We start from the raw sequence: 21306 nt of genomic DNA on the forward strand, positions 1-21306 counted from the left end.
CTTCTTATTGCATCCGTTCTTGCTTCACTTTTTTATCGACCACATGACGGTTCGCTAGTTCTTGGCGTACTTCGGCCAAATCGATCCCCATCTCCACCATCAATACAAGAACATGATACGCTAAATCAGAAATTTCATAAACGGTTTCACTGCGATCTTCCTTCATAGCACCGATCACTACTTCAGTCGATTCTTCGCCGACCTTCTTCAAGATTTTTTCGACACCTTTTTCAAATAGATAGCTCGTATAGCTGCCTTCTTGCGGTGCTTCTTTGCGTCCCTTAACCAATTCATATAAGGTATCGATTGTTGCTTGCGCATCTTCTCCGAATAAAGTTTCGTTAAAGCAACTTTCCGCACCAGTGTGGCAAGCCGGACCATCTTTTTTTACCTTCGCAACTAACGCATCCTGATCACAATCCAATTTTAATGACACAAGATGTTGATAATTCCCGCTAGTTTCGCCTTTACGCCATAATTCCTTGCGGCTGCGAGAATAGAAGGTCATCAATTGATCCTTCAAAGTCAATTCATAACTTTCTTGATTCATATATGCCAATGTCAGAACTTCATTGGTTTCGGCATCCTGTACGATCACCGGGATCAATCCCTGATCGTCAAATTTCAACTTTGTCATGCTGCACCTTCTTATTCATAATAATGGAACCATTTTTCTAATCACGCTAAAGCGTAAAGAAAAACTGAATCCTATACGATACGGACAGGAATATCTGCCGCCATCAATTGTTTTTTCAGATCCGGTATCTTTACTTCCCCATAATGGAAGATCGATGCCGCTAATCCTGCTTCGATTTTCGGCAGTTGGAACAAATCAATGAAATCTTCACTTTTTCCAGCACCGCCAGATGCCACGATCGGCAGTGTCGTGATCTCACTGACAGCTTTTAACAACTCCAAATCAAAGCCTTGCTTCACACCATCGGTATCCATACTGTTGATAACAAGCTCGCCAGCGCCTAATTGTTCTCCCTGACGAATCCAGTCCAGTGCTTCTAAGCCGGTATCTTCACGCCCGCCTTTGGCAAAAACATGCCACTCTTCACCAACACGACGAATATCTACTGACAAAACAACACACTGACTGCCATAGCGCTTCGCCCCTTCTTCGATCAGCTGAGGACGGCGAATCGCGCCGGAATTTACACTGACTTTATCCGCGCCGCAATTCAAAACTCGTTCAAAATCAGAAACTTCATTGATGCCGCCGCCGACCGTCAAAGGGATAAACACCTCTGAGGCAACCCCCTTCAAAATATCAGTAAACAAGCCGCGTTCTTCCGCCGATGCCGTAATATCATAAAAGACCAATTCATCTGCACCCTGCTCATTGTAAAAACGAGCCAAAGTCACCGGATCATTGACATCTTTCAGACCAGCAAAATTCACACCCTTAACCACGCGTCCATCACGAACATCTAAACAAGGAACGATTCGTTTTGCGATCATTGGTCGTCACCTCCAGCTGTCAGAACATCTTCCAGTTTCAAGCTGCCGCTGTATAATGATTTGCCGACAATCGCACCGGAAATACCTAATTCTTTTAACCCTTCGATATCTTCCAACGTTGCCACGCCGCCAGATGCCACGATCTCAACGTCTAGTTGATTCAGCTTTTGATACAACGGTAAATTGATGCCTTCGCCGGTCCCATCACGGGAAATTTCAGTAAAGATGATTGTTTTCGCGCCCCAAGCAGCTAATTGCTGACAAAATTCAAACGCATCCGTCTCAGTTTTTTCCAGCCAGCCTTCTACTGCGACTTTTTCATCCTTGGCATCGACACCAATGGCGATCTTGCTGCCATATTTTTTCAGCATGGCTTGTGTGAAGTCGGGGTCCTTTTGAGCGATCGTACCAAGAATCACACGATCGACACCTGCTGATAAGCAATGCTCGATGGTTTCCTCATCACGAATACCGCCGCCAACTTCTACAAATAGATTCGTATTCTCAACGATTTTTTTGGCAATTCCAAAATAGTGCAGCTTGCCAGCCTTGGCACCATCTAGGTCTACGAGATGCAAATACTTCGCGCCCGCTTTTTCAAAGGATTGCGCAAAAGCCACAGGATCGTCGCCAAATACTTCTTTTTGATCATAATCGCCCTGATACAGCCGAACCACTTTCTGGTCTAACAAGTCGATTGCGGGAAAAATTTTCATACCGGCACCTCCGTAAATGCTTTTAAGATGTTCAAGCCAACCTCGCCGCTTTTTTCTGGATGGAACTGAGTCCCAAAAACATTTTTATTTTGCACAATGCCTGGAATTGAGATCCCATATTCGCTGTCTGCAACTAAGTGTTCCTGACAATCCGTCGCGTAGTAACTGTGGACATAATAAACAAAATCATTTTCACCTAATGATTTTACCAACGGACTACCTGTTTTTTTCACGTCTAACTTATTCCAGCCGATCTGCGGGACTTTTAGATCAATATTCGCTTGATCGAAGGCTTCCCGCATCGAAACGATTCGCCCGGGAACCAGCCCAAGTCCGGGATGATCACCGAATTCCTCGCTTTTATCAAATAGGAGCTGCATTCCTAAACAAATTCCTAAAAAGGGTTTGCCGGAAGCCGCCAACTCCTGAATCGGTTCGACTAGTGATAATTCCTCCAGCTTTTTTCGTGCGTCGCCAAACGCCCCGACGCCCGGTAAGATAATCCGGTCCGCGGACTTCAACTCATCTAACGAGCGTGTAACTTGGCATTCCACGCCGAGATATTCCAGCGAGCGCGACAAGCTGAATAGATTCCCGACACCATAATCAATAATTGCTAGCATAGCTGACCTCCTCCATCTACTTCGTTTTATAGTAATTATTTTTCTAAGGAAAAATAAAATTGATTCTCATTACAAAAGCAGAACCAACCTAATTTATCGTGCCTTTTGTTGATGGAATCTCGTCTGGAGCAAGCTGATTGATCGCCACCGCTTCACCTAATGCACGGCCAAAGCCTTTGAAGCAGGCTTCCACAATATGGTGACTATTTTTACCAGCGATTTGGTGTAAATGAATCGTAGCCCCTAACTCACGAGCAAAGGCAATGAAAAACTCCTCCACTAATTCAGTATCAAACTGCTGTCCGATTTTTTCCGTGGGAATATCCAGCTCAACCACCGCCATACCGCGGCCGCTGATATCGATAGCCGTCATGACCAGCGCTTCATCCATCGGTAATAAAAAGCTGCCATAACGTTTGATTCCCCGACGATCACCTAAACAGTCAGAAAAGGCCCGACCGATGGCAATCGCGATGTCCTCAGTAGTATGATGAGCATCCACCTCAATATCTCCATCACAAACCAAATCAATATCAAAACGTCCATGGCGAACGAAAAGCTCCAGCATGTGATCTAAAAAGCCTACTCCGGTCTTGATCGTTTGTTGTCCTGTCCCATCGACTGTCAAACTCAGCTGAATCTTTGTTTCGGATGTATTGCGTGTCACTTCCGCTTTTCTCATGCTTCCACCTCTTCTAATATAGTTTTCAGAGCAGCCACTAATTGTTCCATTTGTTCCTGTGTCCCTACAGTGATTCGTAAATAATCCTTCGTTCGGGGCTGGTTAAACCAGCGTGCCAAAATTTTCTTTTCCCTTAAAGCCGTGAATAATTTTTCCCCAGCTATTTTCGGATGCTTCGCGAATAAGAAATTTCCTTGGCTGTCCGTTTGCTCAAACCCTAGCTTAGTCAGCTCCTGCTTGCTCCATTCTCGGACATTGATCGTCTCTTGAATCTTTTGATCCACATACTCCTGCTCCTGCAGCACAGCGCCGCCTGCTGCTTGCGTCAAGCTATTGACGTTGTATGGATTCAGACTAAAACGCAAACGGTTCAAATCCGCGATCAATTCAGTATTTCCGACACCAAAGCCTAAACGTGCCCCGGCCAATTGGCGGGATTTTGAAAAGGTGCCGACGACTAATAAATTTTTATATTGATCGATCAAAGAGACCATTGATTTTCCGCCAAAATCGATATACGCCTCATCCACTACCACTAAGCGGTCGGGATGACGTTTTAAAAAGTCGCAAATTTCTTCTTGCGGCAGATAGATTCCTGTCGGTGCATTAGGATTTGCAAAAATCACCGTGCCCTTTAATTCCTCATACTTCGCTAATTCCAGTGAAAAATCTTCTTTCAATGGAACAACTGTTGCATCGACTTGATAGAGTCCGCTATAGACTTGATAAAAGCCATAAGTCACATCAGGAAACGCGATGCCTTTTTCCGTAAAGCCTTGAAAAACGTACGATAATACTTCATCGCTGCCATTGCCTAGAAACAGCTGGTCTTGCTTCACTCCTAAATATTGAGCTAAAGGCTTTGCCACAACCTCAACGGCAATATCCGAATATCGATTCAATTTTTTCGAAGCTTCCGCCACTGCTGCCTCCACGCCCGGTGCTGGCGGATAAGGACTTTCATTGGTATTTAATTTGATGTATTCCTGTTCATCCACTTGTTCGCCTGGTGTATAAGGAGTCAAATCCTGATATTTTTGATTTAAAAATGTCATGCATCTTCACCTCTTCGTACTTTCATTGACCGCGCGTGTCCCATCAGATCTTCTGTCTCCGCAAAGAGCTCCACTGCGGGACCTACTGCTTTCATCGCTTCTTCTGTGTAATAGAGGTAACTGCTCTTCTTAATAAAATCATCCACAGACAGCGGTGAATAGAAGCGGGCTGTGCCTTCTGTCGGCAAGGTATGGTTCGGTCCTGCAAAATAATCTCCTAAAACTTCTGGTGTATGATGCCCCAAAAAGACACTGCCGGCATTTTCAACTTTTCCTAATAAAGCAAACGGCTCTGCAACCGATAGTTCAAGATGCTCCGGTGCAATTTGGTTAGCGATTGAGATGGCCTCGGCTAAATCTTTAACCAAAATAATTTTGCCATTGTTTTCGATAGCGGCTGCCGCAATTTCTTCTCGCGGCAACTCGGCTAATTGCTGTGCTACTTCTGCCTGAACTTTTTCAATCAAGGATTCCTCTGTTGTCACAAGAGTGGCTTGAGCTAATTTATCATGCTCTGCCTGTGCCAGCAGATCAGCAGCGATCCAGCGCGGATTGGCACTGTGATCCGCCACGATCAGAACATCGCTTGGCCCTGCGATCATGTCGATATCCACTGTTCCGTAGACCATCTTTTTAGCAGTCGCTACATAAATATTTCCCGGTCCTACGATTTTATCTACTTTAGGAATCGTCTCTGTTCCGTATGCAAGTGCGGCAACTCCGTGAGCTCCGCCAACTTTATAAATCTCATCCACTCCAGCAATCGAAGCCGCAGCTAAGATCGCAGCAGGAACATTTCCTTCACTGTCCGTTGGTGTGATCATGACGATTTTTTTGACTCCAGCGATTTTGGCTGGCAGCACATCCATCAAGACCGTACTAGGATAGGCCGCGGTTCCGCCGGGTACATAAACACCCACTCGAGCTAAAGGAATAATCCGCTGCCCCGTTACAACGCCGCTTTCCTCAGTGGAAACAAATCCCTGACGAACTTGTTTTTGGTGAAAGGCCAAAATATTTTCCTTCGCCTGCTCGATTACTGTTAACAATTCTGGTGCGACAGCCTTCAATGCTGCATCGATTTCAGTCTGGCTGACCGCTAAGGAATCCAGCTTGACATGATCGATTTCTTCTATTAATTGATAAAGCGCCTGATCACCATCTGTTTGTACGCGCTCAATAATTTTGGTTACAACAGCAGAAACATCCGCGGTCTCAGAATACTTTCGTGCTAAAATATCGGCTAATTGATCCTTTTTGGTTGAATAAACTCTCATAGCTGCTTCCTCACCTTCTCGATCACCTTTTGAATTCGCTCTTGTTTAAAGCGCCACGTTGCATGATTGATAATCAAGCGGGCCGAAGACGGCGCGATGTCTTGAATTACCTTCAAATCATTTTCTTTTAAGGTAGTGCCTGTTTCGACAATATCGACGATCACATCCGACAAGCCTAACAAAGGGGCCAATTCGATGGAACCATGCAAATGGATCAATTCTACCGAACGACCCAAACCTTCATAAAACTCGCGGGTGATTTGCGGATATTTTGTCGATACTCGTAGTGGTCGAGAAAAATCCTCTTCAAAATCATTGTGAGCCGCCACTGCTAAACGACATTCACCCATATGCAAATCAAGAAATTCAATGACTTCAGCTTTGCTCTCCAATAAAATATCTTTACCTACCACACCGATATCAGCAGCACCGTGCTCCACGTAGATCGCTACATCACTAGGCTTCACTAAGAAGAAGCGCAGCTTATTTTCTTCATCACAAAAAATCAGCTTGCGATTTTCTTCAAAAACACCTTCCGCTGCTACACCAGCTTTAGTGAATAACTCATAAACCGCGTCACCCATCCGTCCTTTAGGCAAAGCAACATTCAAGTATTCCAAACTTTCTGAATCAACTGGAAGCTTTTGACCAACGTGATTCAGCTTCATCCCGAAACCGATCGCTCCTTGATCCTTTCCTTGGCGACTCATTAAGCGATCATAGCGTCCGCCATAAAGAATCGTCTCCCGTGCTTCCTTAATGAAGCCTTGGAATAAAAGCCCACTATAGTAATCCGCATCATTTACAATTGAAAAATCAAGACGCAGACGAATTTTTTCAGATAGATTTTCTTCCTGCAATGCTTTATACAGCTGTTTTAATTCTTCTAACCCCGCTTGTGCCTTCGGATAATCAGCCAACAAAACTTTTGCCCGCTGATACTTCGTCTCAAAATCACCGGATAACCGAACCAATTTTGCTAAGTTTTCCGACTCTTCCTGTGACAACCCCGCCTTAGCGGTAAGCTCATCCATCCCATGAGAACTCTTATCCCGCAAACAGTCCAAAACTTTTTGGCGATCCTCTTCTGGAAAACGATCACAAATACCGTTTAAAATTCCCATATGCGAAAGATCCAAAGTTCCTTCACCAACCTGAGCCAAACTCTCCCAAGCCAGCTTCAACACTTCCAGTTGATCTTCCCATGTGATCTCATCAATGATCTCTAAACCGATTTGATAGATTTTTTGATACTCGCCCGCTTGACGATCATGACGATACACATCTTCTACATAATAAACTTTCCGCGCTTCTCCAGCCGGCGTATTTTTAGCGATCGACAACGTCACATCCGGTTTCAATGCCATTGTGCGTCCATCATTTCCTGTAAAAGTAATAATGGAAGAACTCCGCAAAAAATTATAGCTTTGCTGATAATTGCCATATTCTTCAAAGTTATTTAAGTGATAAGGGTGAAAATGATGCTGAGTATACAACTTTCTTAACTTCAATTCGATCTGTTCTTCGGGTCTCAGTACTTCCCATAATTCTTCCACACTATCACTCCTCGTTTTAATATCACTATTTTTCAAAAAAGAATTAAAAACTGCTCCTATTCAGCCAGTTGCGCGAACCTTCAAAGCAGGAACTTCTCTAATTAATTTAATGAAAAATAAATTAGTGTTTTCTAAACATATTAATCATTTTATCATAAATATGCAATGGTAATCTGTGAAAGAATACACTTTTTTGGTAAAAGTCAGAAAAGAAAAAAATCCCCCATCTCCCCTGATTCTTAAAAATTTTTAGAACAGAATTCTGCTATACTTTTAGATACAGTTAACGATCAACTAGGAAATCACTACGCAGAGGAGAGTAAGATGTTAAAAAAACTGAAAAGAATCAACCGTGAATTTGTTTTATTTCTGAGTAAAAAACCTCTTTTTTATGTACTATTTCTGTTTGCCATTATCCTCGTTGCACGAATAGTTATTAATGTATATAGACAACAACCTATACTGGCGAATTTTGAGGATACTTTAAGTCTATTTTGTACGCTGTTTATTGGTTACCTTGCTTCTGTACTTTCTAAAAAAACAGGTCAACAATTTTTACTCTGTTTTCTCTTCACCTTTATTTACTTAGTGATTCCAAGCTTTATTGAAAAGAGTATCGTAGATTATACTTCGTTCCTCTTACTGACTTTTTTTTCTATCCTTTTAGGTGGAATATCATGGATATTAGCCCGCAGCTTTACTTCTAAAAGAATCGGAGAACACTAATAATGGATCAACGAAGCCCTAATCATCCAAAAATCGATAACCTTCTATTGGCTCTAATCATAGCGATCGGCTCCCTTTTGTTTAATTGGGGTCGTGACATCTATTCAGACGGCTGGTCACTCGAAACCTTCTTCAATATCGCCAATATTTTATTATTCCTACTGACTTCTTACTCTATTGAATCTAAGACTCGATTGAGCACAACGACACGAGGACTTTTTTATTTCTCTTACTTTTTTATTGTTGGTACATTTGCTTCTGTGGTCATTTCCAAGAACCCTATCAATGGGCAAATGCTCTTTATTTATCTGTTCCTATCCTTCATCGGCAGTCTTATCTGGCAGTTCATTTGTAAAAAATTAAAGACAAAAAAATAAACTACAGCACCGATAAGGTTTTGCAGTTTATTCTTTGTCTCTTGGTTTTAACACATCTTGCCATTCACCCATTTGATCAATGAACTTCTTACTCTTTAGATGCAGACCAATATATTCCTCATACAATTGATCCAACGTTTGACGGATCGCCTTTTTCGTTTCAGGCTTCAAATTGATCGTGTTGATATTCTCATAAGTAATGCTGTTAAACATCCGAAGAAAATAGATTGCCCGTGGATCAGCATGATAGCGGTGCTCATCCAAATGCCAATGCTCTTCACACAGAATGCCATTATACTTCGATGAAAAATCAAAGGCCCCTGTTTTCTTTCCGCATACACCACACGCCTGCCAATTCAGTGAAACACCAAAGCGCTGCATAATCTGGACTTCGAAGATATTCATGATCGTTTCACCATCGGCACCCTCATTCATTCGCTGCAATGCCTCGCGCGTAAATCCATACAAAGCAGGATCATACACATGGTCTTCGATCGCCGCATCAGTCAATCCTAAAATATAAGAACCATATGCATTCAAAAAAATATCCTCTTGAAGTTTTCGCAAAGGATGAATTTCTTTTGCACTATTCAAAAATGATAGACCATCCGTTTTTAAATTCCCGATAAAGACCGCTTCGGTAAATGGCTGAACTGCTGTCTGTAATGGATTATTTGCCCGATGAATACCCTTAGCAAAAAACATCACCTTACCAGCAGATTCGGTAAAGATTTTGATTAACTTGTCTTTTTCTTTATAATCTCGACTAAACAAGATGATTCCTTTTGTTTCACCAATTTGTGCCAAGCAGCTCACCTCCTATGTAGCTAGCTCATTATTAAGGATTACATTTTTCGTACAATCCCATCGAACTATAGTGTTTGTTCAATAACTGCTTTTTATTCTACTTCTCACTCTTTAATTCAGCGAAAAGTTCGACTGGCAGCTAACTCTTGTTAACAAAAAGCTTCACGAAAGAATCGCGAAGCTTTGTTTCTTTTCTAATAGTCATCTTTGCGGTAGCCGTAATCCTGCAGATACGTTTGTTTATCGCGCCAGTCTTTTTGAACCTTGACCCAAAGCTCTAAATAAACTTTATCCGCTAAAAGCGTCTCGATATCTTTGCGGGCTTGGGTGCCGATATTTTTCAGCATCTTACCGCCTTTACCGATGATAATGCCTTTTTGACTTGTCCGTTCCACAATAATCGTTGCTTGGATATGAACCTTGTCATTTTCATCCCGCTTCATTGATTCCGTTACAACAGCTACAGAATGCGGTACTTCGTCACGTGTTAAGCTCAAGACTTTTTCCCGAATCAATTCAGATACGATAAAGTATTCCGGATGATCCGTAATTTGATCGTCGGGGAAGTATTGTGGTCCCTCATCCATTTGATCGACTAAGACTTCTAATAAATGCTCGACATTATTGCCTTCAGTCGCTGAGATTGGGATGATCTCTTTAAATTCCATAATCGTACGATAATCATCGATGATCGCCAAAAGTTCATCGGGATGGATTGTATCAATCTTGTTGATTACTAAGTAGACTGGGACTTCTTGTTTGCTTAAACGTTCTAAGATAAAGTCATCACCGCGTCCGCGCTTTTGATCCGCGCTGATCATGAAAATAATCGAATCAACTTCTCTTAATGCACTGTAAGCCATCTCCACCATATAATCGCCTAAACGATGCTTTGGTTTATGAATCCCTGGTGTGTCGATAAAGACAATTTGGGCTTCTGGTGTCGTATAAACACCCTGAATTTTATTTCTAGTGGTTTGTGCTTTATCACTCATAATGGCGATTTTTTGCCCCACGATGCGATTTAGCAGCGTTGATTTCCCAACATTTGGTCGACCAACAATTGCCACAAATCCTGATTTATGTTCTGACATGAAAAATTCCTTTCTGAATCTTAAGCACTCATTTTCCTAAAAGAAAAAGCTCAATAATTTTTGGTAAAAAGATAATCACACCAACGATAACGGCAAACACCGAAGTTACTAGGACTGCACCGGCAGCCATATCTTTGATTTTTTTTCCGATTGGGTGAAAATGGCAGTCCGTTACCATATCAACTACATTTTCAAATACCGTATTGATAATTTCCACGATCCAGACTAAAAAGACTGCTAGAAAAATCCAAAGCCATTCAAGTACGGATACCCCCAATAAGAACGCCACAAGAATCGCCATCAGGCCAAAGACCACATGAGCACGCATATTGCGTTCCTCTTGAAAGACCGTCTTAATTCCTTGAATTGCAAATTCTAAAGACGTGATAAAATGTTTATTTTTTTCTGTTTTATCTTTTAAGTCCATAGGCATCTAATATCTCTTTCTGTAGACCAAACATCTCTTTTTCATCCTCAGGTGTCATATGGTCGTACCCATTGATATGCAAAAAGCCATGTACGGCTAGAAAACCTAATTCGCGATCAAAACTATGCCCGTATTCTTCTGCTTGTTCACGAGCACGTTCCGTTGAGATCATAATATCGCCGAGATTGCGCGGCATCGGATCTTCCTCGTCCATAATAATCGGAACCTCATCCTCACCTTCTTCTTCCAATGCAAAACTGATTACATCGGTCGGTGCGTCTTTGCCGCGATAGTCGCGGTTAATGACTTGGATCGCCGCATTGTCCATAAAAGTGACAGACATCTCTGTATCCTTTGGCAGTTCTAAATAATCGGCAGCAAATTGCAGGACACCATCGATTTCTTGTATTTTTTCATCAGAGACTTGCTCTGTTTCGTCAATAAAAGTAATATCCATTACTCTTCCCCTTTTTTCTCTTGCTCTTCTTTCATCTTTTCCGCCTCTGACTGCATTCGTGGATATTTGATCCGTGAATGGAAGGTCGAGCTCAAGCCGCTGATCAATGATTTTTCAACGATTCGAATTTCTTTTAAGGTCAATCCAGAATCATCTAGCTGACCATCGTTGATCCGTTCTTCGATCAAATTATGAACAAATTCAGTAATCTTATCGAGTGAAGGATGATCCATCGCCCTAACTGCCGCTTCACAGCTGTCCGCGATGTTCACAACACCAGCTTCACGGGTCTGAGGTTTAGGTCCGGGATAGCGGAATTCCGCTTCCGTCGTTTCAGGATTGCGTTCCTTTGCCTTAAAATAGAAGAATTTCATCAATGTTGTGCCATGATGCTGATAACAAATATCGATCACCATCTGAGGCATTTTATATTCCTTCAAAATCTTCGCACCTTCGATAACGTGACCGAAGATGATTTGTTTACTATCTTCTGGCAGTAAAAAGTTATGCGGATTTTCTGCACCAGTCGGCAGATTTTCCACAAAGAAATTCGCATGACGGATCTTACCGATATCGTGATAGTAGCATGCTACTCGAGTTAATAACGAACGACCGCCAATTTCCGCTACAGCGTTGGCACTCAAATTAGCCACCATCATCGAGTGATGATACGTTCCGGGTGCCTTTTCAAGTAATTCCTTCAATAGCGGATGGTTTGGATTACTTAGTTCATTTAACGTAATCACACCGCTATCTGTAACTAAAATTTCAATATAAGGTTGAAGCCCCATTCCCATAATAAATGATAGGATACTTGCCGCAAAAGCGCCAAGCAGCAGCCCCCATGTTTGCGAATCGGTAAAGGACATTCCTTGGTAAATACTTAAGATAAAGGACCAAGCAATCGGAAACGCCACGATCCACAGCATCGCTTGTTTCACCTGATCGGATAGCCGTTTTTGCTTAACCATTACCGCTAACGTGCCAGAAAAAAGATACGTCATCAAAATGACTGGCAGCATGTTTGTCCCAATCGCATTATAATAAATGAACAAAGCAAAGACTGTTTGGAAAACAGCCGATAATGCTCCAGCTCTTCGATTAACAAAAACGGTCAGGATCAACGGCATAAAGGCCGCTGGAAAGAATAGTGCTAAATTATTCGAAGACGTCCCTTGAAACGCCTGCATTATTTTCATAATGAAGACACCAATCGTCATCGTTGCACTATAAAATAGTATGAAACGCACACGCTGGAACTCAACTTCAAACTGCCGACTATAAAACCACAATAATACACCTTGTAAAACCGCCGCCAGAATCATCGCTATCATAGGAAAGATCGACGTGCTCGAGCTGGTCAACCCCAACAATTTCAGCTTATTGATCGCATTAGCGTCGATTTGACTGCCTTCACGAACAATTACTTCCCCTTGATATATCATTATTGGCTGTACAGAGTCACTAGCTTGTTCTTTTAGTTCATCTGTCCGCTTTTGATTTAAGGAATCATTGATAACGATTCCGACTTCTAATAAGTAACGCATCACTTGATTAGACTCTTCAGATAACCCTAAGCCTTGAATCTTATCAACAGCCTGCTGCTTGTATTCAGCCAGATCGCTTTGTCGAATCCGCTTAACCATCTGCTCATCTAATAATTTCAAACTTTCAGTTCCAACTTTTGTCAATTCTGTTGCGTTTAATTGAACCGCCGCTTGATAAAAGTCTTCAGGCAATTGCTGATAAAAAGTCACTGCATCTTGATCTAAACCTTCAAAATTCTTTTTAACTGCCGCAACACGCTCATCAACTGTCGGCTGAGGAACTTTTTCACCATCTTTGGCTTGAGAAACTTTTGTTTGATAATTTTTATCTAAATCGTTATTAGCCTTTTGGATCAATGTGATCAATTGGCTGATTCGATCATGCTGTGTTTGTGCCAAATCGGCTTGATACGTATATTCAGGCGTGACTGCCTCTGCAGCAAGCTGCCGCTTTTGAGTTGTCTCAGCCTTATTTTCAATCGTTTTATTTGCACGAATACTTTCGGTCGCAACTTGACCTTCTTTATAGTCCACACTTTTTTGGATGACACTAGAAAGCATCGTCAAAACCAAAACAAGCGAAAAGACACCTAAAATAATCGGTATAAATTTTGAACCTAACTTCTTCAGCAAGTTATTGATGGGTCGATTTAACATCCAATTCCCTCCTGACTACTTTTCTTGATGTCGTAGGTTCTCGTGTTCGTACGCTTCAATGATCTCTGCTACAACGGGATGTCTTACTACATCTCCCGCTTCAAAGTTCACGAAGCGAATCTTCTTGATTCCTTGCAACGTTCTCTCCGCGTGGATTAATCCGCTGACTTGTCCTCTCGGCAGGTCCACCTGAGAAGTATCCCCATTGACGATCATTTTGGAATTAAAGCCAAGACGCGTCAAAAACATCTTCATTTGTGAAATCGTCGTATTTTGAGCCTCATCTAAAATGACAAAGGCATCATCCAACGTACGTCCCCGCATGTAAGCAAGCGGTGCAATTTCAATTACTCCGCGTTCCAACAAACGGTTCGTATGCTCCACTCCAAAAATCTGATGCAAAGCATCGTACATCGGCCGCAAATAAGGATCAACCTTTTCCTTCAAATCCCCTGGTAAGAAGCCTAAGCTTTCACCAGCTTCGACTGCTGGGCGCGTCAAAATAATGCGTTGTACTTCGCCTTTTTTCAACGCAGCAATGGCCATCACGATCGCTAAATATGTTTTCCCAGTTCCGGCTGGTCCAACCCCAAACACTACATCAGACTTACGAATCGCTGCTATGTACCGGCTTTGCCCAATATTTTTAGGCCGGATCGGTTTGCCGTTTCGATCCTTTAACAATTCTTCTTCATACATCATAACAAACTCATCTAAGTGGTTCTCTCGGCCTAAGCGCAATGCAGTCATTACATCCGGCGTAGCCACCTTGATCCCGCGATCAATCAAAATCTGCAGTGTCCGGATAATATCTCCCACTAGTTTAGCTTCTTCTTTCGGTCCAATGATCTGGATCGTCTCACCGCGAGTATTGATTGTCGTCTCGGTATTCTCTTCTAAAAATTTTACATGTTTATCGTGGGTACCTAAAAGCATACTGATGTCATCTTTGCCATCAAGCTTTATTTCTAACGACTCAAAATCGTTGCTGTTCAACAAGCGCTCATCCCTTCATAAATCATTCCTTCTTATAATACCACACTCTAAATAAAAGAAAAATTGTCTAAACTTTAGATAAAAAGAACATAAGAAAGAGTTTATTTGAGTCAAAAAAAAGCCGAGAGAAAAATCTCTCGGCTTTCGTTATTGCTTAATTGTTTAGAAGCTCTTTGACGACCGCATTGACCTGATTGCCATCGGCTTTACCTTTGACTTTCGGCATCACTGCGCCCATTACTTTACCAAATTCCTTTGGTGAAGTCGCTCCTGTTGCTGCAATTGCTTCTGTAACGATTGCGCGGATCTCATCTTCGGAAAGTTGAGCCGGCAAATATTTTTCGACAATTACGATTTCCTTTTTGACCTTATCAGCCAAATCGGTGCGATCAGCTTTTTCAAACTCGGTTAGAGAATCACGACGTTGTTTCATCTCGCGAGATAATACAGTCAATTCTTCTTCGTCATTCAAATCCTGACCTTTTTTAATCTGCTCATTTTGAATCGAAGCTTTAAGCATCCGGATCACTTGCAAAGTCTCTTTATCTTTTGCTCGCATCGCTTGCTTCATGTCTTCATTCAAGGTAGTAAGTAGTGACAATAGAATCACTCCGTTGACAGACTAGAATTTCTTACGTTTTCTAGCTGCTTCTGATTTTTTCTTACGTTTCACACTTGGTTTCTCATAAAATTCACGTTTGCGAGATTCTTGCAGAGTCCCTGCTTTTGAAACGGAACGTTTGAAGCGACGAAGAGCATCGTCAAGAGATTCATTTTTACGAACCACTGTTTTTGACATATAAATTCCCTCCCTCCGGGCTTGAAATGTAACCGTTTTTGTTATTGAAATGTACTTCCAAACAACAAGACCGTCCATAAGTTATTATATCCAATGGTCTATTTTGAGTCAAGGTACTGAAGAATTTTAATTCTTAATTTATTCATGAAGTTTTTGGCATTTCTCACAGCGGCCGTACAATTCAAAACGGTGACCCTCGATTTCACAACCATCCAGTTGTTCTTTAAAGAAGTTCATTGGACACATATGGATTTCCTTCGTCATTCCACAAACCGTACAAATAAAATGGTGATGATGTTCAAAATTCTCACTGCAGCTAAAACGGAATTTCATTTCTCCTTGCAGTTCGGTGTCTTCAATCAAACCAATTTCGCAAAATTCTCTCAGATTACGGTATACAGTGTCGTAGCTCAATCCAGGAAATTGGTCATTTAAATAATTATAGACTTCCCGGGCCGCAACGTAACGATTGCACTTGATCAAGTAATCTAATAGCGTTTCACGTTTTTTTGTATATTTAAAGCCATTTTCTTTGACTTTCGCCAAGGCTTTTTCTAATAAAGTCGTCTGCGTCATGTTATCCCCTCATTTCAAAGTGTAATGATTCCGAATAAACAGTATGGTATAATAAATTATTACTGATTGCAAGGGAGATTTACTTTATGGATAGCGAAAAACAGAATGAGTTAGTCACTATTTTCATCATTTCCGATTCTGCTGGAGAAACTGCTTCTAAATTGGCGCAAGCCTCGATGGCGCAGTATCCTACGGTAGAATTCTGTCTCTTCCGCCGGACCTTCGTACACACGGAAGAACTATTGATGAAAGCCTTAAACGACGCCAAGAGCGAAAACGGCATGATCATTTATACATTGATCAACCCTAAGTTAGCGAAAATCGCTAAAGAATTTTGTGACAACGAAGACCTGTTCACAATGGACCTATTAAATCCTGTCGTTAGCGAGATTGGCAGACGCGCACATCTTGAACCTACAGGCGAACGTGGTGCATTGCATCATTTAAACGAGAATTATTTCAAACGGATCAAAGCAATGGAATTTGCGGTTAAGTATGACGATGGAAAAGATCCTCGCGGCTTCTTGGAGGCGGATATTGTCTTGCTGGGTGTTTCCAGAACCTCCAAAACACCATTGAGCTTATACTTAGCCAACAAGAACTTAAAAGTTGCCAACTTGCCGTTGATTCCACAAGCACACATTCCGAAACAATTATTTGAGATCGATCCTAAAAAAATCGTCGGCTTGACGAATGATCCAGAAGTTTTGATCGGTATCCGCAAAGAGCGGATGAGAGCCTACGGATTAAATCCTGAAACAGCCTATTCAGACCGTGATAAAATCCAAGCAGAACTGAAATTTGCTAATGACTTATATCATAAGTTAGGTTGTGAGATCATCAACGTCGCAACACTGTCAATCGAAGAAACAGCTGCGATGATCATGAGTGCTTTGGATCTGGAAGACCACAGTTATTACTTTATGGAAGAAGAAAGCTGAGATCAAATTGATCTCAGCCTTCTTTCTTTTTGCAATTCACGTATCCGTTCTAACCGATAAGGCGTTATTTGATAAACGTCATTCAACCAATTATGGTAAAACAGATGGGCTTGGGCCCGCCAATAATTATAGATTTTCCCGTCTTCATAATAATTCTCCGGTTTAGCCGTAGCGATTCCCCGATCATGATCACGCAAATATTCTTTTTCCAATGTATCAGTCGCATATTCAAAGTGTCCCATTAAAAAGACATCATGTTCATCCTCAGAGATTAAGATAGCAGACCGTTCCTTTTCATCTTTTGCAATCACTTTGATTTTTTTCTGGCGTACCTGTTCTTCATTAATTCCAGTGTAGCGAGACTGAGGCATCCAAAAACGATCATCGAAGCCTCTAAACAGTCGAAAATGATGTTCGATATCCTGCTTGTAGATTCCAAACAGCTTTTCTTTGAATGGAACCTTATCGATGCCAAAATGATGATACAAGCCCGCTTGCGCTCCCCAACAAATATGCACAACTGAGGTAACTGATGACTGACTCCAATCCATGATCTCTACTAATTCCGGCCAATAATCGACTTCTTCAAAGGCCAGCTGCTCTACAGGTGCCCCAGTGATGATCAACCCATCGTAACAAGTATCTCTTACCTGTGAAAAATCCAAATAGAATTTATCTAAGTGATTCTTACTCGTATTCTTATGCTCATGACTAGCAACCTTCAAAAAATCCACATCAATCTGCAACGGACTTTGACTGATCAAGCGCAGCAGATGAATCTCTGTATCAATTTTATTCGGCATCAAATTTAAGATCAATAATTTTAATGGACGAATATCTTGTTGCTCTGCCCGAGAATTGTCAATCGCAAAAATGTCTTCGGACTCCAAGACGGATTTCGCCGGAAAATCAGGCTCTAAACGAATCGGCATGAGTTATCCCTCCAATTTGTCAAAAGCTAGCTGCAGGTCAGCCAGAATATCCTTCACATTTTCAATCCCACACGACAAACGAACAAGGCCTGGCGAGATTCCTGCCTGCTGCAATTCTTCGTCGGTCAATTGACGATGAGTCGAAGTTGCAGGATGCAGCGCACACGTCCGAATATCGGCCACATGAACCTCTAGTGAAACAAGCTCTAAAGCATCCAACCATTTTGCGGCTGTTTCTTTTCCATCTGCAAATTCAACAGAAATTACCCCACACAAGCCATTGGGTACATATTTTTGTGCCAGCGCATAATTCTCATCATTTTCCAAACCAGGATAATAAACATTTTTGATCGCTTTTTGCTCTGTTAAGAATTTCGCTACCGTCATCGCATTTTGATAATGGCGATCCATCCGAACAGGCAGTGTCTCCATGCCAAGATTCAGCAAGAAAGAATTTTGCGGTGAAGGTGTCGCTCCTAAATCGCGCATCAATTGAACACGAGCTTTGGTGATATAAGCAGCTTGACCGAATTTTTCGGTATAAACAATTCCATGATACGTTTCATCGGGCTCTGAAAGCTGCGGAAATTTCCCGTTGTTCCAATCAAAGGTGCCGCAGTCAACGATTACGCCGCCTGTTTGAACGGCATGCCCATCCAAATACTTAGTTGTACTGTGAACGACAATGTCCGCTCCGAATTCGATTGGTCGACAAAAATAGGGTGTGGCAAAGGTGTTATCAATGATAAATGGAATATCAAGTTCTTTTGCTACCGCTGAGAATTTTTCTTGGTCCAATACTTTTACTGCTGGATTGGCGATTGTTTCGCCGAAAATTGCTTTGGTGTTTGGTTTTGCTGCTTTAAGTATTTCTTCTTTTGCAGCATCTTGATCGATAAAGGTTACTTCGATCCCCATTTTTCTGAAAGTATGAGCAAATAAATTATACGTCCCGCCATAAATATAGCTGGATGAAATCAGATGATCGCCCGCTTCTAAGATGTTCAATACAGCATAGAAAGTTGCCGCTTGACCTGAAGACGTGCATAACGCCCCCACACCGCCTTCCAATGCCGCGATCTTTTCTTCTACAGCACCAGTAGTCGGATTTGCCAAACGAGTATAAAAATAGCCTGCCGCTTCCAAATCAAATAATTTTCCAATTTCATCTGTTGAGTCATAGGCATAGGTCGTACTTTGAACGATCGGCAATACCCGTGGTCCTCCATTTTCCGGCTGATAACCAGCATGTAAACATTTTGTTTCAAATTCCATATTTTTTTCCTCCTAGTTTTGATTAATATAGTCAATAAATGAAGCTTAAAATGAACATGATTTTTATTACACATATCCTTTTGCTAAATTACTTGTTTAATCTATCCATAGAAATCAATGATCGCCTCTCAAACCAAGGTCATTGAAAAAAGCAGAACTGACAAAAAACTCCCGTCTTTTCATATCTGAAAGGACGGGAGTTCCGTGGTACCACCTTAGTTTATCAGTCCTTCACAGAACTGATCTTTTGCCGTATTGCTACGAGCTGCTGTAACGGGCATTCCCGTGTCTAAACGACAATCGCTCTGAGACCATCTTCTGATTCATCACTGCTGCTTCTTTTCAGCTACTGAAGCTCTCTGTGGAGTCTAATGAATCTTACTCTTCTCTTCTACGCAATTAAAATATTTGTACGCCTTCTTTTTCGACTGAAAGCACATCAATCAATGCTTCATGGTCAAAAGCCTTCAAGGCTGTGACCAGCTTTTCTGTATTTTCTGGCGGTGTTAAGACTAAAACAGTCGGTCCTGCACCACTTAAAAAGCTGCCGTAGCCGCCATAAGCTTTACAAAACTCACGAATTTTTTTCAAATGAGGAACAAGATGCTGACGGTGACTCTCATGCAGGATGTCTCGTTCCATCATTTTTCCAGCTAAAGGCAAATTACCATTGAGAATTGCCGCAATCATCACATTCCCAATTGAACTGGCTTTGACCGCATCGCGATAAGACAGCTCCTTCGGTAATACAGCGCGGCTTTCTGTCGTCAATAGCTCATGATTGGGAATAAAAGCAATCACATCACAATCGGGAAATGTATGCTTCACAAAATTGACTTCATTGTTGTTATAGCTCGCAACCACGAAGTCGCCGCAAATTGCTGGCGCAACATTGTCTGGATGTCCCTCGATTTTTGTCGCGTAATTCACTTTTTGCTGCGGAGTCATTCCTAGATTTCCCAAGCGGTTGGCTAATTCAATGCCCGCCACTACAACCGATGAACTGCTTCCCAAACCTCGTGCGATTGGAATATCTGAGATCATCGTGATTCTGTGGGGAGTCAACTTAGGCGCTAAGTCTAAAGCAGTCTGAATCAGCAGATTTTTTTCATCTGAAGGGATCTCGCTTCCTAGCTGATGCTTGATCTCCCACTTTCGTGATTCAGGTCCTATATCAATAGTCAAATACTGGGATAACGCGATCCCGCATGAATCAAACCCGGGACCTAAATTGGCGCTTGTTGCTGGAACGCGGATTTTCATAGAGACGCCACTCCTTCACGTAAATGTCGGCGCATATCCTCCAAATCACTCATTTTATTGATCTTGATATCTGTTTCGTTGATTGCTGTATCTGGGTCCTTCAGACCATTTCCGGTAAAGACAGTTACGACTGTTTCACCCGGTTTGATACGACCATTTTTCACGTGTTGGATCACTCCTGCTAGAGAAGCGGCTGAACCAGGTTCAACAAAAACGCCTTCTTGTGCAGCAACTTTACGATAAGCATTTAAAATTTCTTCATCTGTCACAGAATCGATGTAACCATTCGATTCATCACGAGCAGCTTCAGCCAATTTCCAGCTAGCTGGATTACCGATCCGGATAGCTGTTGCAACTGTTTCAGGTTGTTCAATAACTTCACCTTTTACAATCGCCGCTGCTCCTTCTGCTTCAAAACCGTGCATGCGTGGAAGCTCAGTTCCCTTTTTCTCATGCCATTCTTTAAAGCCTTTCCAGTAAGCAGAAATATTTCCGGCATTACCAACAGGGATCGCCAAAACATCCGGCGCTTTTTCTAATTGCTCACAAATCTCAAAGGCAGCTGTTTTTTGTCCTTCTAAACGATAAGGATTAACTGAGTTCACTAAAGCTACTGCTTCAGTTTCAGCAATGTCCCGCACAGCCTTCAAGGCTTCGTCAAAGTTTCCAGGAATTGAAATAATATCCGCGCCATAAGCAATCGCTTGAGCCAATTTACCCATCGCAATTTTCCCATCAGGAATTACGACATAAGCTTTGATTCCAGCACGGGTTGCGTAAGCTGCTGCTGCTGCACTAGTATTACCAGTCGATGCACAAATAATGGCCTTTGCTCCATCTTCCACAGCTTTTGCGACTGCCATCACCATTCCGCGATCTTTAAAAGAACCCGTTGGATTTAAGCCTTCATATTTACCATATAAAGTAATTCCTAGTTCTTTTGATAAATTTTTCAAAGGAATCAACGGTGTGTTTCCTTCCGCTAACGCGATATTTGGCGTCTTATCTGTAATTGGCAGATATTCTTTATACTGCTTTAATAAACCTTCGTACATG

At 41.9% G+C, this 21306-nt stretch carries 24 protein-coding genes and 1 other annotated feature; of the genes, 3 read left to right on the top strand and 21 right to left on the bottom strand.

Annotation, left to right across the window (positions count from 1 at the left end; genetic code table 11):
• Positions 1 to 4 precede the first annotated feature (4 nt).
• The 8 genes from hisIE to hisG all read right to left on the bottom strand — a co-directional run bounded on the left by hisIE (position 5) and on the right by hisG (position 7376).
• Positions 5 to 637, bottom strand: coding sequence for a bifunctional phosphoribosyl-AMP cyclohydrolase/phosphoribosyl-ATP diphosphatase HisIE (hisIE, locus tag FFR60_RS11235; protein ID WP_137664240.1), 633 nt, complete (start codon positions 635 to 637; stop codon positions 5 to 7).
• Between the two features lie 71 nt (positions 638 to 708).
• Complete coding sequence (hisF, locus tag FFR60_RS11240) at positions 709 to 1467, bottom strand: imidazole glycerol phosphate synthase subunit HisF (RefSeq protein WP_137664241.1); 759 nt, start codon at positions 1465 to 1467, stop codon at positions 709 to 711.
• Positions 1464 to 2183 carry a 1-(5-phosphoribosyl)-5-[(5-phosphoribosylamino)methylideneamino]imidazole-4-carboxamide isomerase gene (gene hisA / locus FFR60_RS11245; protein ID WP_137664242.1) on the bottom strand — a complete coding sequence of 240 codons (720 nt, stop codon included), beginning with the start codon at positions 2181 to 2183 and terminating at the stop codon, positions 1464 to 1466. Before hisA ends, hisF begins: the two co-directional genes overlap by 4 nt.
• Positions 2180 to 2806 (bottom strand): imidazole glycerol phosphate synthase subunit HisH, encoded by a 627-nt coding sequence (gene hisH / locus FFR60_RS11250; RefSeq protein WP_137664243.1) that lies wholly within the window; start codon positions 2804 to 2806, stop codon positions 2180 to 2182. The genes hisA and hisH overlap by 4 nt, the downstream gene beginning before the upstream one ends.
• Before the next feature lie 88 nt (positions 2807 to 2894).
• A complete protein-coding gene (gene hisB, locus FFR60_RS11255) occupies positions 2895 to 3488 on the bottom strand; it encodes an imidazoleglycerol-phosphate dehydratase HisB (RefSeq protein ID WP_137664244.1) in 594 nt (197 codons plus the stop codon).
• Complete coding sequence (gene hisC, locus FFR60_RS11260; protein WP_137664245.1) at positions 3485 to 4543, bottom strand: histidinol-phosphate transaminase; 1059 nt, start codon at positions 4541 to 4543, stop codon at positions 3485 to 3487. The genes hisB and hisC overlap by 4 nt, the downstream gene beginning before the upstream one ends.
• Positions 4540 to 5820, bottom strand: coding sequence for a histidinol dehydrogenase (gene hisD, locus FFR60_RS11265; protein WP_137664246.1), 1281 nt, complete (start codon positions 5818 to 5820; stop codon positions 4540 to 4542). The genes hisC and hisD overlap by 4 nt, the downstream gene beginning before the upstream one ends.
• Positions 5817 to 7376 (bottom strand): ATP phosphoribosyltransferase, encoded by a 1560-nt coding sequence (hisG, locus tag FFR60_RS11270; protein WP_137664247.1) that lies wholly within the window; start codon positions 7374 to 7376, stop codon positions 5817 to 5819. Before hisG ends, hisD begins: the two co-directional genes overlap by 4 nt.
• Positions 7377 to 7700: 324 nt before the next feature.
• On the opposite strand from hisG, the gene FFR60_RS11275 reads away from it, so the two are divergent.
• Positions 7701 to 8102: a hypothetical protein gene (locus tag FFR60_RS11275; RefSeq protein WP_137664248.1), complete on the top strand. Its 402-nt coding sequence runs from the start codon at positions 7701 to 7703 to the stop codon at positions 8100 to 8102.
• 2 nt (positions 8103 to 8104) lie between these two features.
• Positions 8105 to 8479, top strand: a complete 375-nt coding sequence (locus FFR60_RS11280; RefSeq protein ID WP_137664249.1) for a hypothetical protein — start codon at positions 8105 to 8107, stop codon at positions 8477 to 8479.
• A 27-nt stretch (positions 8480 to 8506) separates the two neighbouring features.
• On the opposite strand, the gene recO is transcribed toward FFR60_RS11280, so the two are convergent.
• The 9 genes from recO to FFR60_RS11325 all read right to left on the bottom strand — a co-directional run bounded on the left by recO (position 8507) and on the right by FFR60_RS11325 (position 15839).
• The gene (gene recO / locus FFR60_RS11285) at positions 8507 to 9286 is read right to left on the bottom strand and encodes a DNA repair protein RecO (protein WP_137664250.1); all 780 of its coding nucleotides are present in this window, start codon (positions 9284 to 9286) and stop codon (positions 8507 to 8509) included.
• A 194-nt stretch (positions 9287 to 9480) separates the two neighbouring features.
• Positions 9481 to 10380, bottom strand: a complete 900-nt coding sequence (gene era, locus FFR60_RS11290) for a GTPase Era (RefSeq protein WP_088931827.1) — start codon at positions 10378 to 10380, stop codon at positions 9481 to 9483.
• A 28-nt stretch (positions 10381 to 10408) separates the two neighbouring features.
• Positions 10409 to 10813 (bottom strand): diacylglycerol kinase family protein, encoded by a 405-nt coding sequence (locus FFR60_RS11295; RefSeq protein ID WP_088931826.1) that lies wholly within the window; start codon positions 10811 to 10813, stop codon positions 10409 to 10411.
• Positions 10791 to 11264, bottom strand: a complete 474-nt coding sequence (gene ybeY / locus FFR60_RS11300) for an rRNA maturation RNase YbeY (RefSeq protein WP_137664251.1) — start codon at positions 11262 to 11264, stop codon at positions 10791 to 10793. Before ybeY ends, FFR60_RS11295 begins: the two co-directional genes overlap by 23 nt.
• Entirely contained in the window at positions 11264 to 13468 is a 2205-nt protein-coding gene (locus FFR60_RS11305) for an HD family phosphohydrolase (RefSeq protein ID WP_088931824.1), read from the bottom strand. The genes ybeY and FFR60_RS11305 overlap by 1 nt, the downstream gene beginning before the upstream one ends.
• A gap of 15 nt (positions 13469 to 13483) precedes the next feature.
• Positions 13484 to 14404, bottom strand: a complete 921-nt coding sequence (locus tag FFR60_RS11310; RefSeq protein ID WP_171004923.1) for a PhoH family protein — start codon at positions 14402 to 14404, stop codon at positions 13484 to 13486.
• 214 nt (positions 14405 to 14618) lie between these two features.
• Positions 14619 to 15065, bottom strand: coding sequence for a GatB/YqeY domain-containing protein (locus FFR60_RS11315; RefSeq protein WP_088931823.1), 447 nt, complete (start codon positions 15063 to 15065; stop codon positions 14619 to 14621).
• A 21-nt stretch (positions 15066 to 15086) separates the two neighbouring features.
• Positions 15087 to 15263, bottom strand: coding sequence for a 30S ribosomal protein S21 (gene rpsU, locus FFR60_RS11320; RefSeq protein WP_002356740.1), 177 nt, complete (start codon positions 15261 to 15263; stop codon positions 15087 to 15089).
• Positions 15264 to 15401: 138 nt separating this feature from the next.
• The gene (locus tag FFR60_RS11325; protein ID WP_088931822.1) at positions 15402 to 15839 is read right to left on the bottom strand and encodes a Fur family transcriptional regulator; all 438 of its coding nucleotides are present in this window, start codon (positions 15837 to 15839) and stop codon (positions 15402 to 15404) included.
• An 86-nt stretch (positions 15840 to 15925) separates the two neighbouring features.
• Here FFR60_RS11325 and FFR60_RS11330 point away from each other — a divergent pair, with 86 nt between their 5' ends.
• On the top strand, positions 15926 to 16780 hold the full coding sequence (locus tag FFR60_RS11330; RefSeq protein ID WP_088931821.1) for a pyruvate, water dikinase regulatory protein: 855 nt from the start codon (positions 15926 to 15928) through the stop codon (positions 16778 to 16780).
• Between the two features lie 2 nt (positions 16781 to 16782).
• Here FFR60_RS11330 and FFR60_RS11335 read toward each other — a convergent pair whose 3' ends face one another.
• The 4 genes from FFR60_RS11335 to thrC all read right to left on the bottom strand — a co-directional run bounded on the left by FFR60_RS11335 (position 16783) and on the right by thrC (position 21305).
• Positions 16783 to 17712 (bottom strand): homoserine O-succinyltransferase, encoded by a 930-nt coding sequence (locus FFR60_RS11335; protein WP_137664252.1) that lies wholly within the window; start codon positions 17710 to 17712, stop codon positions 16783 to 16785.
• Between the two features lie 3 nt (positions 17713 to 17715).
• Positions 17716 to 18987, bottom strand: a complete 1272-nt coding sequence (locus FFR60_RS11340; RefSeq protein ID WP_137664253.1) for an O-acetylhomoserine aminocarboxypropyltransferase/cysteine synthase family protein — start codon at positions 18985 to 18987, stop codon at positions 17716 to 17718.
• 186 nt (positions 18988 to 19173) lie between these two features.
• Positions 19174 to 19390, bottom strand: a binding site (T-box leader).
• Positions 19387 to 20250, bottom strand: coding sequence for a homoserine kinase (gene thrB, locus FFR60_RS11345; RefSeq protein ID WP_088931818.1), 864 nt, complete (start codon positions 20248 to 20250; stop codon positions 19387 to 19389). Its footprint overlaps the feature before it by 4 nt.
• A complete protein-coding gene (gene thrC / locus FFR60_RS11350; protein ID WP_088931817.1) occupies positions 20247 to 21305 on the bottom strand; it encodes a threonine synthase in 1059 nt (352 codons plus the stop codon). The genes thrB and thrC overlap by 4 nt, the downstream gene beginning before the upstream one ends.
• Position 21306 lies beyond the last annotated feature (1 nt).

Origin of the sequence: Enterococcus hulanensis (genome assembly GCF_005405485.1) — a bacterium.
Taxonomy (GTDB): Bacteria; Bacillota; Bacilli; order Lactobacillales; family Enterococcaceae; genus Enterococcus_A; species Enterococcus_A hulanensis.